Source organism: Kineothrix alysoides, assembly GCF_000732725.1.
Taxonomy (GTDB): Bacteria; Bacillota; Clostridia; order Lachnospirales; family Lachnospiraceae; genus Kineothrix; species Kineothrix alysoides.
On the sequence record NZ_JPNB01000001.1, the window covers coordinates 767,299 to 783,893 of the forward strand.

A 16,595-nucleotide genomic window follows, 5' to 3' on the forward strand; every position below is an offset into this window, starting at 1 on the left:
GCTTATTGCTTTTGGAAGGCCTTGGGAGAAATTCCATAGGTCTTTTTAAAGATTCTGCAGAAATATCCTACATTATCGAAGCCGGTGCTCAAAGCGACGGCGGTAACCGTGCTCTTAGTCGTTGACAGCGCTTCTCTCGCCCGATTTAAACGGTATTCGATCAAGTAATTGACGGGAGTCGTCTGTACGCCGAAATGGAAACAGCGAAGTGCCTCACTTTTGCTTATATTGGCAGAAGAGGCAATATCTTCGAGGGATATCTTTCTGGAATATTCTTCGGATATGAATTGCAGCATTATTTGTAAACGGGGCTGTATGAAAATATTTCCTTCTGAGCTTTTCTGGGACAAAGAGCTTTGTATCTGGACAAATAATCCGGACCACATGGAACAGATAAGTGTTTGTAAGGTCAGCTCCCTCATCAGCGCATTTGCCTGCGCTTCTTCATAAATACGGCGCAGTGTATTCAAAATATCCGCCTGCCATGCAACATCGGACTTTAATAAGACGTAAGAGCAGCTGGAGGATATGACGGGATATACATATTTCTTATATATGAGCGATGAACCGGGAGCGATGAACTCGGGGTTGAACAAAATATTAGGCATGTGTCCGGTGGCGGGTGATTCGAAACGATGGATAATTCCGCTGTTTATAAACATACCGTCGCCGGCATGGATGCGGATACGCTCATTTCCGATCAGGCAGTCAATAGGGCCCTGTTCTACAAAAAATATCTCAATTTCGTTGTGCCAGTGCCACTCCACATATTGCTTATTGAATTTCTTAATATCGTCAAAGTAATATTCGAATTGAAAGTCTGCGCTTCCATGAGTTCTCGTTTCCCGTAAGGTATCGTCCGTGATGATTTCTGTGACCTGCATAACGTATGCTCCCTTTTCTTTTGAGGTTTCTTTTGCATCTTTTAAGACATCTTTTATATTGTTTGGAGATATTGTATCATAAATTGAAGAAATAATGCAAACAATGAAGATGAAGGCTGTGATATAATGCAAAAACGTGTGACGGACATGAGATAAAACCAAGAGAGAACGAGGACCGGCTTTATGAAAAACGGCTATAAGAAAACGATTAACGCCTGCTTCATCGCATATGTAGTGCAGGCGATTGTAAATAATTTTGTTCCGCTGCTATTTCTGACCTTTCAAAACAGCTACGAAATACCCCTTGCAAAAATCACCATGCTCATCACCATCAATTTCGGAATCCAGCTTCTGGTGGACATGCTATCCGTGGGATTTGTGGATAAAATCGGCTATCGGGCATCTATGTTACTCGCCCATATCTTTGTGGCTGTCGGTTTGGTGTCCCTTACTGTATTGCCGGGGTTATTTTCGGATCCGTTTGTCGGGCTGCTCATGGCAGTAATTATTTATGCGATAGGCGGCGGAATTCTTGAAGTGCTTGTAAGTCCGGTGATGGAGGCCTGCCCCACGGATAATAAAGAAAAGGCTATGAGTTTGCTGCATTCCTTCTATTGCTGGGGGCATGTGGGAGTAGTTTTGATTTCCACCATATTCTTCCGGGCGTTCGGCATTTCTAACTGGAAGCTGTTAGCGTTGGTATGGGCGATTATTCCGATTATAAATGCTGTGATATTTGCGAAGGCTCCTATCGCCTCACTCATTGAGGAAGGTGAAACAGGGCTGACGATAAAAGAGCTGTTTTCCAAGAAAATATTCTGGGTTCTTATGCTTATGATGGTATGCGCAGGAGCCAGTGAGCAGGCGGTTAGTCAGTGGGCATCCACTTTTGCGGAAAACGGTTTGGGAGTGAGCAAGACGGTGGGAGATTTGGCGGGGCCGATGTCTTTTGCCGCGATGATGGGTATATCGAGAGTATTTTATGGAAAATACGGTGAAAAGATTAATCTGGATCGTTTTATGAGTTACAGCGTTCTGTTGTGTGCGGCCTCCTATTTGTGCATATCGCTCATACCCGTTCCGGCGCTGGGACTGGTAGGCTGTGCCCTGTGCGGACTTTCGGTGGGAATTCTCTGGCCGGGTACGTTCAGCAAAGCGGCAGCGGCCATACGGGGCGGCGGCACGGCGATGTTCGCGATGCTGGCGCTGGCAGGCGATTTGGGCTGTTCAGGCGGTCCTACGGTGGTAGGAATGGTTTCCAGCTATTTCGGTGACAATTTGAAAATCGGCATTTTGGCAGCGATTGTATTCCCTATTCTGTTACTTTTTGGAATTGCGTGGAGCAGGAAATTGAAAGAAGCATAAAACAAGCATAAAATAAGCGTTTGCTTTTCTTTTATCATTTGGTATAATTATGTCATTTCAAAATACAGAATTTAATTTATATCTTTTAACTAATTAGCGGTGTGAGGTAAGGAATAGCGATGATCACAATCAAAGAAATGGCTCAAATGCTCGATATCAGTACTACTACCGTATCAAATGTAATACATGGAAAAACGGGGGAAGTTTCTTCTGCTACGATAGAAAAGGTAAGGCGGCTGATAGAAGAATATGATTATGTTCCGAATATTAATGCCAGAAATCTCGCGAGAAACGAATCGGGAATTATTGGACTGGCAATGAAGACGAATCGGGATAAATATGAAAATTTCATTAAAGATCCGTTTGCAGGAGAACTGACAGGAGCTGTTGAGAGCTGTGTCAGGGCAAAGGGATATTTTATTATGCTGTATATATCAGATGATATTTCCGAGATAATAAATTCAGTTGCCAGTTGGAATGTGGATGGGCTGATATTGTTCGGGATTGCCAAAGAGGATGGGATACTGCTGAAAAAGAGAGTTAAAAAACCTATGGTTTTTGTGGACTGTTATATCGAAGATTCCATATTTGAATATGTAAATGTGGGGATTGAAGACAGAAAAGGATGCTATGAAATTACAAAGCATTTAATTTCCAAAGGCCATAAAAAAATTGCATATCTTGCGGATAACTGTGAGGGCGGTGACTATGAACGTTTTAAAGGCTTTAAGGATGCGATAACGGAGGCCGGAATTTCCTACGATGAAGAGGATTTTATTATGCTTCGGCCAAACGGTGCGGATTTATCTTTGCTTCTGGCTGATGTGCACCGTAGGGTCAAGTCTTATACCGCTTTTGTATGTGCGTCCGATTATTACGCGGTACACATAATAAATTATCTGAAAGATCATGGAGTCAGTATACCTGAGGACATATCTATCGTTGGATTTGACGACAATGAGTACAGCAGAATGGTAAGGCCGGCATTAACGACAGTTCATCAGGATATTTCCCAAAAAGGTGGCATTGCCGTAGAAAAGCTGTTTCAAATGATCCATGAAGAGGATTATGGAGAAAATTATACGCGGCTTCCGGTATATGTAGTGGAACGGGATTCTGTAAAAGAGGTTTGATAATTAATTGATAAAGAATACACATATTATTGAAGCCATTTTGTTTGCTCCAGGGAGGAGAGGCACATGAACTTTCATGAATTTGGAAATAAGGACTATCCGCATATTATGTTAATTCATGGAGGCGGGAACGCATGGTGGAACTATTTACGGCAAGCACGAGCTCTGTCCGACCGCTACCATGTGATTCTCCCCACGCTGGACGGACATGGGGAGGAGTATGCCACTAACTATATTTCTACTGAGGATACGGCAGATAAGTTGATGGTATATATAGAAGAAAAATGTGACGGCCGGCTTTTTGCCTTGTGCGGTGTATCGCTTGGCGGGCAAATTGTAATGGAACTTTTATCCCGAAAGCCTGATCTGACTCAAAAGGCAATTATAGACGGGAGTATCTGCTATCCCAACCCCGTCATGGCGCGTTTATGTATTGCCGCGATCCGTTCTTGCGGAGGGCTTCTATTCAGTAAGAAAGCCTGCAGCTTTCAACTTGCCGTTATGCCTAAGATGGTGCCGGAAAAGATGTTATACCCGGAGGAAATCAAAACATATTATATGCAGGATATGCCAATGATCAGAAAAGAAACCCTCTATACCGTGTACCGTACCTATATGATGCAATACATGCTCAAGGATAGCGTCAGAGAAAGTACCGCGCAGGTAATGTACTGGTATGGCGAAAAGGAAATGAAGTGCGTCAAAAAATCCGCGCGGATGTTCAAGTCATATATGCCATCTTGTGAAATTTATGAAGCCAAAGGTTATAACCATGGCTATTTGGCTCTTTATTTACCGGACGAATGGCTTGAGATTGCCGAAGCGTTCTTTCGGCGGAAAGCTCTTGATTGATGAACTAAATATATTTGTTATCGATGAGACAGAAGCTAAGATGCAGAGCTGATAACTTGTGAGAATTTATGATCACAGTTATCGGCTTTTTTTGTTATCGGGGGAAAGCCCTTGTTATAGTGAAGAGTGGAGGTGTTGTCTTTCCCATGATATAAACATGGGTGAAAGCACCTGAGTTGTCTTTTGAAGAAAAGATGTGCAGCTATACACGGAATAAAAGTTGTGCTGCCGAAGCACATTACTAGTTATTTTACACCGTCAACTTATGCGCATAAGTTGACACATTTATAAAAAATAAACTAAAATTCAAAAAAATGTGAAATATATATATTATATTTAAAAATAAACCGAAAAAATATGGAAAAATGCTTGCGAAAAACCATGTTAGATGGTAATATACATATTACAAACAACTTATGCGCATAAGTAACAAATGTTTGGTGCGAAAAATGGAAGTTAGTGTAATAATAGACAAGGGAAGGGAAAAATATGAAAAGTAAATTGTTAGTTATGATATTGGCGGGAACGATGGCATTCACAACATTGACAGGATGCGGAAGTGGTACACAGACAGCGGGAGAGTCTTCCGCAGGCGCGGAAGTACAGACAAACAAGGCGGAGGCTGGAACAGAGGAGGTGTCAGCTTCAGGCGAGGCAATAAGAATCGTAAATGGAAAGATTGAGATTGATGAGCCGTTAAAAGCCTTTGCAAAAGCATATCAGGAGAAAACGGGTCAGGAAGTGGTCATTGAATCGTTAGGAGGAGGCGTCGATATCAATGGAACCTTGAAAGGATATTTGGCAGCAGGAAATATGCCTGATATCTTTGTGTTCGGCGGCGAAGGAGATTATCAGACATGGAAAGAGTATATGACAGACTTAAGCGGTGAAGAGTGGGCATCACAGACTGATTTCGGTTTTAAGTCGGAGGATGGAAAGGTTGTTGGATTTCCATATGCGGTAGAAGGATACGGAATTACATATAATAAAAATGTCTTGGAAGCAGCAGGAATCGATCCGGCTTCCTTAGTAACTTATGATGCTTATAAAAATGCATTTGAAACGATAGACAGTAAAAAAGAGGAACTGGGATTGACTGCAGTATGTTCGGTTGCCGCAGAATCCGGACAGATGTATTGGTCCACGGGAAATCATCTTTTTGGATATTATTTGTCAGCCGGTTTGGAAAGAGGAGATGACAAGTATATTGATATGCTGAAAGAAGGAAGCATCGATAATGACAGATTAGGACAATTTGCGGACTTTATAGGAATGCTTTTTGACTATTCGGATCAGAGCACTCTTGTATCAGGAACCTATGATGATCAACTTGCATTGTGGGCACAAGGCAAAACTGCTTTTATCACTCAGGGAAACTGGATCGATCCGTCGCTTCCGGATTATAATGTTGAATTTGATTGCGGTATAGCACCTTTGGCATTTTCCAAGGAAGAAATATCAGGAGTGCTTGCGGATTGTCCTTCGTGGTGGTCTGTATATAACAACGGGAAAAACACAGATGCTTGTAAAGCTTTTTTGAATGAACTGGCGACATCAGAAGAAGGACAAAAATGTCTTGTGATTGACTGCGGCATGATTTCACCTTATGAAACTTGTACGGTAACTCCTACAACGCCGCTTGCAGTCAGCTTAAAAACATATGTGGATGCCGGCAACACCTATTCATGGGGCTGGACCAAGATGCCGGAGGGAATCGCAATGAACTCCACAGGGGCAGTTTTTGAATTATATGCAAAGGATGAAATTGATAAAGATACTTTTGTAGCGATGATGGGAACTGCAATCGCAGATTATGTGAAATAAAATGGAATAGGGCGGCTTTAAGGCCGCCTTATTTAGCAATAGGAACAAAAGCTGTGCTGCCAAAGTATTTGGTCACGAGGGTATGCGAAGCACACTTTTGTTCTTTATATATGTTTTCGAGGAAGAAATGAAGGAGAATGATACATGGAGCAAAATGTAAGAAGAGTGATATCCATTTTATTTGTACTGTTCGGAGTGTTCAGTGTTATCTATGCTTTATATCTGGATATTTTCGATAAAGATGCCGGCGGCAGAGGAATATTATTGATAGGCGGAATCTTTATAATAATTTTGGGAACGTATTTATTGCCAAGCAAAAAACATACGACAATTATCAATGTTTTATTTTTATTGCCCTTGCTGGCGGCTTTTGCAATTACAGTAATCATCCCTTTTATTTGCGGGATATTTTATTCTTTCACAAACTGGAATGGAATCAAATTCACGGAATTTGTCGGATTGGCAAATTATATAGAAATGTTCAGTTCTCCGGACTATCTATATTCTTTGCTGATTACATTCATTTTTACCATACTAAATATGCTTTCAGTAAATTTGGCAGCTTTCGCGTTAGCGCTTTTATGCACATCAAAGGTGAGAGGAAGAAACTTTTACAGAGCGGCGTTTTTTCTTCCGAATCTAATTGGCGGAATCGTTCTGGGATATGTATGGCAATTTATTTTTAATAAGGTATTTACTTCGTTCATCGCAGGCAGCCTTTCCATGCTTACAGACCCCAATCTGGCGCTTGCGGCTATATTAATAGTCAGTACATGGCAATATGCAGGTTATATTATGATGATTTATGTCACAGGTCTGCAGGGAGTTCCCAAGGATATTATAGAGGCTTCGGGTGTGGATGGAGCGAGCGGTTTCAAGTCTTTAATAAAGATAAAGGTACCAATGATAGCCAATACGTTTACTGTCTGTATTTTCCTGACATTGGTAAATTCCTTTAAGCAATTTGATTTGAACTTTGCGATTACCAACGGTGCGCCGAGCAGGATACTGGGAATGAAAGCGATTGCTTCAACAGAATTCCTTGCTTTGAATATCTATAATACGGCCATTGCAAAAAATCAATATGCACAAGGGCAAACAAAAGCAGTTGTATTTTTTATCATATTGGCAATTGTATCATTGACCCAAGTGTCGATTGGTAAAAAGAAGGAGGTGGAACTGTGATGAATAGCAAAAGAATAAACAGATATATTGCAGAATTGGCATCTATGGTATTGGCACTCATAGTTTTATCTCCGTTCGTTTTAGTAATATTCAATTCCGCCAAAAAGAGCGCTGATATTGTTATCAGCCCTGTAGCGCCTCCGTTAAATTGGGGGCAGATGCTGATTAATATGCAAAATGTTATTAACAATCAGAATTTCAGTTATTGGAAATCTTTTGCGAGCTCACTATTTATTACGGTTGTTACCCTCGTTTTACTGACCGTTTTTTCCTGTATGGCGGCATGGGTGCTTGTACGTAATAAAACGAAGTGGTCCGGGATTATTTTCATGATTTTTGTCGCTGCGATGGTCATTCCCTTCCAGGTCGTTATGCTCCCCCTTTTATCAACGTTTAGGGAGATTTCTTCTTTTACGGGAATTAAGCTGTTAAGCAGCTATGTTGGAATTATTTTCGCTTATTTAGGGTTTGGCGGATCGATGTCGGTATTTATTCTTCACGGGTTCATTAAGGGGATTCCGAAGGAGCTGGAAGAAGCTGCGTGGATAGATGGGTGCAGTCCGGAGGGTACTTTTTTCAGAGTTGTATTCCCTCTTTTAAAACCGGTACAGATGACGATATTGATATTGAATGGAATCTGGATATGGAACGATTACCTGTTGCCGTCGCTGATGCTTGGGTTGAACGGCAGGATCAAGACTTTGCCGGTTGCGGTAAGCAGCTTTGTGGGCTCTTATGTAAAGCAATGGGATTTGATTCTGACGGCCGCATTTTTGGCGATGATACCAATTATCATTTTGTTTTTATTTGCACAGAGGCAAATTATTCAAGGTATGGTTGAAGGTGCAATAAAATAATAGAGAAAAGGAAAAAAGATATGGAAAAGAAATGGTGGAAAGAAGCAGTTGTATATCAAATTTATCCGAGAAGTTTTATGGATAGCAATGGGGACGGAGTTGGAGATTTAGCCGGAATAACTGAGAAGCTGGATTATTTGAAGTTATTGGGAATTGATGTTATCTGGCTTTCGCCGATTTATAAATCTCCCAACGATGATAATGGTTATGATATCAGCGATTATAGGGGTATTATGGAAGAGTTCGGCAGCATGGAGGACTTTGACAGGCTGCTGTCGGAGGCTCATAACAGAGATATCAGGATTATTATGGACTTAGTTGTAAATCACACCTCAGACGAGCATCAGTGGTTTGTGGAAAGTAAGAAGAGCAAGGACAATCCGTATAGAGATTATTACATATGGAGGGAAGGGAAAGCAGAAGGGTTAAGACCCAATAACTGGGGGGCCTGTTTCGGTGGCCCGGCATGGGAATATGACGAAGAGACCAGGATGTATTACCTTCATTTATTCTCTCCTAAGCAGCCGGATTTGAACTGGGAAAATCAAAAGGTCAGGGATGAAGTGTTCGAAATGATGGATTGGTGGTGCCAAAAGGGGATCGATGGATTCCGGATGGATGTCATCAGTATGATTTCCAAGGATCAAAGCTTTCCGGATGGAAAACTGAACGGAGGTGTATATGGCGATTTTGGACCTTATGCAATTCATGGTCCGAAGGTTCATGATTACTTAAAAGAGATGAATGAAAGAGTGCTTTCCAAGTATGATTTAATGACGGTAGGAGAGACTGCCGGAGTCACGGTGGAAGAGGCCAAAAAATATGCAGGAGAGAATGAAAAGGAATTAAACATGGTTTTTCATTTTGAACATGTGGAAGGCGATGGAGAAATCGGAAAGTGGACAGATAAGAAACAGGAGCTGTTGCCTATCAAAAAAATCTTTTCTAAGTGGCAGACTGCGCTTGCAGATTGTGCTTGGAATAGTTTGTATTGGGATAATCATGACCAGCCGAGAGCTGTTTCCAGATTTGGAAACGATAGCAGCCAGTATAGAGAATTATCGGCGAAAATGCTCGCGACATGTTTGCATATGATGAAAGGAACTCCTTATATTTATCAGGGAGAGGAGTTGGGAATGACGAATTTTCCTTTTCAGGAGATGTCCCAGTTCAGAGATATCGAGAGTATAAATTCGTATAAAGAGCTGGTGGACGGAGGCGTGGTAGGCCATGATAAAATGATGAGTTATTTAAGATGCAAGAGCAGGGACAATGCCAGAACTCCAATGCAGTGGAACCGAAATATTCATGCCGGATTTACGACGGGAACTCCTTGGATAGAGGTAAATCCCAACTATGACCAGATCAATGCAGAGAATGAAGTTGCAAATAGCAATTCAGTATTTCATTATTATAAAAAATTGATAGAGCTTAGAAAAGAGTACGATATTATCGTGTATGGAAGCTTTGAGCTCATTATGGACGATGATCCGGAAATCTTTGCGTATATAAGAAGGCTGGGAAATAAAAAGTTGCTTACATTATGCAATTTTTCAGATGAGGAGCTGGAAGTTCGCATTCCGGAAGAATTTTGTGGTGAAAAGGCAGAGCTCTTGATACATAATTATTGTACTTCGAAGGGAGAGTGCGAAAATAAGCTCCTTCCATATGAAGCACTCGTGTTACTGTTCACACAGTAGCTTAACACTTGCTGTTAAGCTGCGTAAGAACGTGATGCAAGAGATGATTTCTGCTTCGCGGAGCGAATTGAAATGCAGAAATCATGCGTTACTGTGGACGGAGTGAACAGTAACGTACTCGTATATTATTTATACAAATAAATTGGCTTGCGTTCTTATGGCAGTAACTGTTATGATATAGCTATGAACAGATGAGAAGCTGGAGGGGAACGACAATGTCCGACAACAAAAAATATACGATTAAATATGCGGCTGTCCAAGGATTTTATTGGGCAGCTTTTTGCTCTTTATTAGGATTTACTGTGATTTTTCTATTGGATAGGGGGTACACCAATTCAGAAATAGGAATTATTATTGCCTTATCCAACGTGGCGGCTGTGTTTTTGCAGCCAATGATCGCGAGTCTTGCGGATAAATATGAAAGAATAACACTGAAAGGAATCATATGGGTAGGGGCGGCGACTATCATATTGACGTCGGGAGGGCTCACTATTATTGGCGGGGCGTCCTTTCTGGTGTCCGCCTTTATTACGCTTTCGCTCGTTGGCGTCATGGTAATCCAGCCCTTTGTAAATACTATGTCCGTGCAGCTGGAGGAAAGAGGAATCTTTATAAATTTCGGGGTGTGCAGGGCTTGCGGCTCTTTTTGCTATGCAACGGTATCCACTGTGATGGGAGTTTTGCTGAAATATAATCCTACCGCCTTGATTCCTTTTTCGGCAGCGATTCTTACGCTGGGTCTGTTTGGCAGCGTGGGTATTCTGGCAGGACGCAAAGGAGAATGGAAAGCGGGCAAATTAAATAAGAAAAAAGATACGCAGGAAAAGAAAGCGCAGGGATTGGCGTCCTTTCTGGTATCCCATAAGAAATTCTTTGTTTTCCTGATTGGAGTTACATTTATTTTTTATTATCATGTACTTAGCTGTAATTTCTTATTTCAGATTATTGAGAATGTAGGCGGTGACAGCGCAAATATGGGAGTGGCGAGCTCTATTTCCGCGGTGGTGGAGCTTCCGGCCATGATATTTTTCATAAAACTGGTACAGAAGGTAAACTGCAAGACCCTGCTTCGGATTTCCGGCATCTTTTTCGCTGTGAAAAGTATCCTGTTTTTTCTTGCGGGGTCAGTCGGCATGATTTATGTGGCTCAGTTATTTCAAGCGGGGGGCTATGCGCTGTTCATTCCGGCCTCCGTTTATTACGTGAGCAAGCTGCTCGACAGGGCGGATATGGTGAAGGGACAATCTCTCGTGACGACAGCAATTACACTCGGCGGAGTGTTTGCCAGCGTGGTTGGAGGAAAGATGCTGGATGATTATGGTGCGGGAATGACGCTTTTTGTGGGAGCCGTGGTAGCGGTAATCGGAGTAGTCAGCATGAGTGTATCGGTGGAGGAAGTCTAAGGTTTTTGGCTGAGAGAGTTTTCAAAGGAATGTTAATAATTTATCGATATGAACCGATATACATACATATAGAAACAAATGGGAGTGGATTATACAGCGCGTATAGGGGGATGAAATGAAAGCGACGGGATTAGACGGAACCACACGCTTGGGCATCGGTGTGGAAAATGGCAGGAATAGCAAGGATGAGAAGAAAAAGGAGCAGGGAAATAAAAGCGTTATTTTTGCAGGAGATATAGAAGGCATGATGTCTGACAGGGTGGAAAGCAGGCGGACTCAGGCGAGAAAACAGGCGACGAAGATTATCATGGATCAGTTCGAAAGCGACGAGAAAGTGAGCGAAAGCTTAAATGAGATCCGAGGTAAGATCGCAGAGATGAATGAGCAGAGAAATGAACTTAACCAGCGCAAAAACAACGCGTTGAAGCGGCAGGACAAGCTAAAGGAAACTTACGGCATCGAGGACGAAAGTCAGGAACAGCAGGATCTGGAGCTGCTTCGTAAGGCTCGCACTGCGTATAGAAATAAAGATTTGGGAAATTTGAGCGAAGAGGAGCTTGAGCAGGTTGCCAATATGGACGCGTTGACGGAATATCAAAGAAAATCGCTGGCATTAGATGATGTGACAGAAAACTGCGATTCTCTGATAGATATTATGGATAAGGCAATCGCGGGCTGCGTCAGCGCGCTTACTGATGCCAAATTGTCTGTACTGGAGCAAAAAGGTATGGTCGATGCGATGAAGGGGGCAGATAGTATCATTAAAGCGGCTTCCGATGCGATTGTCGGCATGATTATGGAACAGTCCAAAGAGCATATCGACGAAGAGATGGATGAGTTGGCAGAGGCCGCCGGGGAAGCGGCGAAGAAGAAGGATGAACAGAAAGAAAAGCTGGAAGAAATAAAGAGCGAGAAGCAGGAGCAGGAAGAGTTCATAGAGAAGATGAACACCAACGTGGCGAATCGGGATGAATTACAGCGGAAGCTGGATAAGATTATGAAAGATATGGAGCTTTTGGAAGAGGACTTGAAAGGGCTCGTTGTGAACGGACAGCTATAGACGGTTGAAAGGAGGAGGTAGTATATCGATGTTAATGAGCATAAATTTAGATAACGCCAAAAGGATGATCGAACAGACGCTTCCGGCAGATATACAGGATGCAAAGGCAGCTTTCGGGCAGCAGGTTCTGAACTATGTCTATTGTGCAGAAGCGGGAGAAAGCGAAGAGGATAAAGCGAAATATGAGGCAAGAATATATGCGAAGCTTCGGGCGGGGAAGGAACTGACCTCTGCGGAGCTGAACTATCTGGCGAAGAATAATCCGATTTTGTATGCCAAGGCGCTGCGGGCACATCTTATGCGAAAAGCGCTGGAGAACAGGCTTCAGTCTTGCCGCTCCAAGCAGGAGGCGGAGACGGTTTATCAGGCGGCAGTAAGCAGCTTAAGCGATAAAGATCCGGATAAAGAGATGATAGTTGCCGCGCTCACGGATGCTTATAAGGAATTCAAGAAAAGTGATGAATACAAAAGGCTTCCGGAAAAGACAGAAGGAGAAGGCGGCAGTAAAGCGGTACAAGGAGAGGTCCGCTATGTTTTCAGTGTGGACGGATATCAGGAAACTTATAAAACGGACGCTGCGGATATATCTTTTTCTGCAGCCAGGTAGAACGAGACCTTAGGCAAAGGGAGGCGCATATACCATGGAGTATGATACAGTTTCTTTTGAAAAGAGAATAAAAGAAAACATTAAGAAGTATACGGTTCAAAGTTTATTTACTATGGATTCTCTTACGGAATATTTCGGTACGATTGCTAAAGAATATGGAGTAGAGGTGCTGCTGACAGACCGGCATGGTGAGAATGCTCTGGAGATAGGAGATTTTTCAAGATTTACTCCCGATGTTATAAATGCTCCCGGTATAGAACTGCAAATCTGCGGATATACGGTAGGATATTGGTATGTCAGGTATGATAAAGTTGCTAAGGAGAGACAGGCGAACGCAGCGAAACTGTTGGATACAGCGTTTTCCCTTTTAACCGGACTGGGGACTGAAACCTATATGGGCAGAGAAGCTCGTTCCTACATAGAGAGGCTGGATAAGAAGCCTGAGAAAGAACGCTATCAGGGCGGATGCAGCATGAAGGAGGACGTTCTGACGGGAGTGTGCAGCAAGGCATATATGGAGAGCAGAATGAATGTGCTGGATCGTTCGGAGGTCGTGCCGGTTGCCATTGCACTTATAAATATCAATGACTGGAAGTTTGTATACGATAAATTCGGAGTGGAAAAGAGCGACAGCCTTATACAGCTTGTGGCTTCTATCGTCATGAATGAAGCGAAGGCAGAGTACATTATCGGAAGGATCGAGGGTGATGTCTTTCTCGTGCTGATTCCTATGGCAGAGGAAAACGAGGCGGAAGATTATTGCCGGCGGGTTCAGAGGGCATGCTTGGCTTATGAGGGCGATACTGTGCTGGCACCGTCCGTTGCGGTGGGAGTCGTTAATAAGACGAATGTGGAGGAACATATTCAGGATATGATTTCCGACGCGGAATATGAAATGCTTCAGAACAAGATGGAAATTAAGAGTTCGGCGGGATATCGGGAGAGATTGGAAAGAGGATTATAGACGGTCGTGAGGGAAGCGGCGGGGATGGAAATGTCCCTGCTTTTCTCTGCAAAAGTTTTGTGAAGTGAAGGAAAGGAGACATACAGTAGAATGACAGTCAAAGGAGAGTGCCGGGGAAAAGCCGAAGGCAGGAAGTATATGATGGTATGTTGAAATATAAGAATCAAAATGGGAAGACTATGACTTAGGGTATAAATATGACTTTATGATGGCATAATTTGGTTGGAGACTGCATTGGAAAAGGGAAGGTTGAAAGGAAAGAGCTTTTAACTATTGATTTTGGGCCTGCAATAGCGGACAAGGGGGAAAAATTAAATTATAAAATAATTATAAAATAGTTAATATATGTAAAAAGTGAGAAAACGAGAGATAATAAGAGAAAAAGCGAGAGAAACGAAAGTATAGAGCGTTTGGGTTCTGTGATTACAGTTGCAAATATGTGCATATAAATCTAATATATGGATTAGTGATTAGCACTCGATAGTTGGGAGTGCTAGTAATTCATAAAATACAGAATGAAATTTGATATAAGGAGGCTTTAAAATGAAATTAGTACCATTGGGTGACAGAGTAATATTGAAACAATTGATTGCAGAAGAAACAACCAAATCGGGTATTGTTCTTCCCGGACAGAATAAGGAGAAGCCGCAGCAGGCGGAAGTAGTTGCGGTGGGTCCCGGTGGGATGATCGATGGCAAGGAAGTTAAGATGGAAGTAAAGGTCGGCGATAATGTTATTTATTCCAAATATGCGGGAACAGATGTCAAGATCGAAGAGGAAGAATTTATCATTGTAAAGCAGAGTGATATTTTAGCAGTTATCCAGTAAAATATAAGGACAAATATTCAGGAGGTTTTGAAAATCATGGCAAAAGAATTGAAAAATGGCGCAGAAGCCCGCGCAGCTTTAGAAGTCGGCGTTAATAAGCTGGCAAATACGGTAAGAGTAACTTTAGGACCGAAAGGAAGGAACGTAGTTCTTGATAAATCCTTTGGAGCGCCCCTCATCACAAACGACGGTGTTACGATTGCGAAGGAAATTGAGCTGGAAGACGCTTTCGAAAATATGGGAGCACAGCTCGTAAAGGAAGTTGCGACGAAGACGAACGATGTAGCAGGCGATGGTACTACCACGGCGACAGTACTGGCTCAGGCTATGGTGAACGAAGGAATTAAGAACCTTGCAGCAGGGGCAAACCCGATTATCCTGAGAAAAGGTATGAAGAAGGCTACGGAATGCGCAGTAGAAGCTATTGCGAAAATGAGCTCCAAGGTAAACGGAAAAGAGCAGTTTGCCAGAGTAGCGGCAGTTTCCTCAGGCGATGAGGAAGTGGGCCAGATGGTAGCGGACGCTATGGAGAAGGTATCCGGCGACGGAGTTATCACTATAGAAGAATCCAAGACGATGCTGACAGAGCTTGATCTGGTAGAGGGCATGCAGTTCGACAGAGGATATATTTCCGCATACATGGCGACGGATATGGATAAAATGGAAGCTGTTCTGGATGATCCTTACATTCTCATTACAGATAAAAAGCTTTCCAGTATTCAGGAAATCCTGCCTTTGTTAGAGCAGGTAGTACAGTCCGGCGCGAAGTTACTTATTGTTGCAGAGGATGTAGAAGGCGAAGCGCTTACGACTTTGATCGTAAACAAACTGCGTGGTACCTTCAATGTAGTTGCGGTAAAGGCACCGGGCTATGGTGACAGAAGAAAAGCGATGCTTGAGGATATCGCAATCCTTACAGGCGGCCAGGTAATCAGCGAGGAGCTGGGCTTAGATTTAAAAGAAACGACGATGGCTCAGTTGGGTCGCGCGAAATCTGTTAAGGTACAGAAGGAAAATACGGTAATTGTTGACGGAGAAGGCGATAAAGAAGCGATTCATGCAAGAATTGCCCAGATTAAAAATCAGATTGAAGAAACGACTTCGGACTTTGACAAAGAAAAGTTACAGGAACGTCTGGCAAAATTGGCGGGCGGCGTAGCGGTTATCCGCGTAGGCGCGGCTACGGAAACAGAAATGAAGGAAGCGAAGCTGCGCATGGAGGATGCTCTTAATGCCACGAGAGCGGCTGCAGAGGAAGGAATCATCGCAGGCGGCGGTTCCGCATACATTCATGCTTCCAAGGAAGTTGAAAAGCTTGCAGAGACTTTGGACGGTGACGAGAAGACGGGCGCTAAGATCGTTTTGAAGGCTTTGGATTCTCCTTTATTCCATATCGCTGCAAACGCAGGCCTTGAAGGATCTGTAATTATCAATAACGTGAGAGAGGCTAAGGTAGGTATAGGATTTGACGCCTTGAAGGAAAAATATGTGGATATGGTTGCCGAAGGCATCCTCGATCCGGCAAAGGTAACGAGAAGTGCCCTTCAGAACGCTACCAGCGTAGCATCCACACTCCTTACTACGGAATCCGTTGTAGCTAACATCAAGGAAGATGCTCCCGCTATGCCGGCAGGTGGAATGGGCGGAATGATGTAATTTAGTCTGTAGAAACCGACATCAATATATAGTAAAATCAGGAAAAGTGCACGATGTAGCATTAGCTGATTTTAAGTATGAGGCTGCAATACCCAAAGGGTTGCAGCCTCAGTCTATTAAACAAAAATTGACGTAAAATGTTTATTATTCAGCCGTCCCGGTATTATTCGATAGTCATACTCCGATTTTTTTGATATAATCGGTACATATTTTTAAATGGCAGGAAGGCGAAATGGGAATAATAATAAAGAAGAGGCGGAAAGTACGTAAGAACGTG

General features: G+C 42.8%; 14 protein-coding genes. 13 read left to right on the forward strand and 1 reads right to left on the reverse strand.

Annotated features, from left to right (window positions below; translation table 11 throughout):
- Positions 1–2 precede the first annotated feature (2 nt).
- The gene (locus tag CC90_RS0103695; protein WP_031389476.1) at positions 3–884 is read right to left on the reverse strand and encodes a helix-turn-helix transcriptional regulator; all 882 of its coding nucleotides are present in this window, start codon (positions 882–884) and stop codon (positions 3–5) included.
- Positions 885–1,067: 183 nt separating this feature from the next.
- On the opposite strand from CC90_RS0103695, the gene CC90_RS0103700 reads away from it, so the two are divergent.
- The 13 genes from CC90_RS0103700 (at position 1,068) to groL (ending at position 16,318) form a co-directional block, all read left to right on the forward strand.
- On the forward strand, positions 1,068–2,249 hold the full coding sequence (locus CC90_RS0103700) for an MFS transporter (RefSeq protein WP_031389477.1): 1,182 nt from the start codon (positions 1,068–1,070) through the stop codon (positions 2,247–2,249).
- Between the two features lie 119 nt (positions 2,250–2,368).
- A complete protein-coding gene (locus tag CC90_RS0103705) occupies positions 2,369–3,382 on the forward strand; it encodes a LacI family DNA-binding transcriptional regulator (RefSeq protein WP_031389478.1) in 1,014 nt (337 codons plus the stop codon).
- 66 nt (positions 3,383–3,448) lie between these two features.
- Positions 3,449–4,234, forward strand: a complete 786-nt coding sequence (locus CC90_RS0103710) for an alpha/beta hydrolase (protein ID WP_031389479.1) — start codon at positions 3,449–3,451, stop codon at positions 4,232–4,234.
- Between the two features lie 489 nt (positions 4,235–4,723).
- Positions 4,724–6,058 (forward strand): ABC transporter substrate-binding protein, encoded by a 1,335-nt coding sequence (locus CC90_RS0103715; RefSeq protein WP_031389480.1) that lies wholly within the window; start codon positions 4,724–4,726, stop codon positions 6,056–6,058.
- 144 nt (positions 6,059–6,202) lie between these two features.
- Complete coding sequence (locus tag CC90_RS0103720; RefSeq protein WP_031389481.1) at positions 6,203–7,243, forward strand: carbohydrate ABC transporter permease; 1,041 nt, start codon at positions 6,203–6,205, stop codon at positions 7,241–7,243.
- Between the two features lie 44 nt (positions 7,244–7,287).
- Positions 7,288–8,100, forward strand: a complete 813-nt coding sequence (locus CC90_RS0103725; RefSeq protein ID WP_408606090.1) for a carbohydrate ABC transporter permease — start codon at positions 7,288–7,290, stop codon at positions 8,098–8,100.
- 20 nt (positions 8,101–8,120) lie between these two features.
- Positions 8,121–9,800, forward strand: coding sequence for a glycoside hydrolase family 13 protein (locus CC90_RS0103730; protein WP_031389483.1), 1,680 nt, complete (start codon positions 8,121–8,123; stop codon positions 9,798–9,800).
- A gap of 215 nt (positions 9,801–10,015) precedes the next feature.
- The gene (locus CC90_RS0103735) at positions 10,016–11,203 is read left to right on the forward strand and encodes an MFS transporter (RefSeq protein ID WP_031389484.1); all 1,188 of its coding nucleotides are present in this window, start codon (positions 10,016–10,018) and stop codon (positions 11,201–11,203) included.
- Between the two features lie 115 nt (positions 11,204–11,318).
- Positions 11,319–12,263: a hypothetical protein gene (locus CC90_RS0103740; protein ID WP_031389485.1), complete on the forward strand. Its 945-nt coding sequence runs from the start codon at positions 11,319–11,321 to the stop codon at positions 12,261–12,263.
- 28 nt (positions 12,264–12,291) lie between these two features.
- A complete protein-coding gene (locus CC90_RS22915) occupies positions 12,292–12,870 on the forward strand; it encodes a hypothetical protein (protein ID WP_051869276.1) in 579 nt (192 codons plus the stop codon).
- Positions 12,871–12,904: 34 nt separating this feature from the next.
- A complete protein-coding gene (locus tag CC90_RS0103750) occupies positions 12,905–13,834 on the forward strand; it encodes a diguanylate cyclase domain-containing protein (protein ID WP_031389487.1) in 930 nt (309 codons plus the stop codon).
- Between the two features lie 543 nt (positions 13,835–14,377).
- Positions 14,378–14,662, forward strand: a complete 285-nt coding sequence (locus CC90_RS0103760) for a co-chaperone GroES (protein ID WP_031389488.1) — start codon at positions 14,378–14,380, stop codon at positions 14,660–14,662.
- A 36-nt stretch (positions 14,663–14,698) separates the two neighbouring features.
- Positions 14,699–16,318 (forward strand): chaperonin GroEL, encoded by a 1,620-nt coding sequence (gene groL, locus CC90_RS0103765; RefSeq protein WP_031389489.1) that lies wholly within the window; start codon positions 14,699–14,701, stop codon positions 16,316–16,318.
- Positions 16,319–16,595 lie beyond the last annotated feature (277 nt).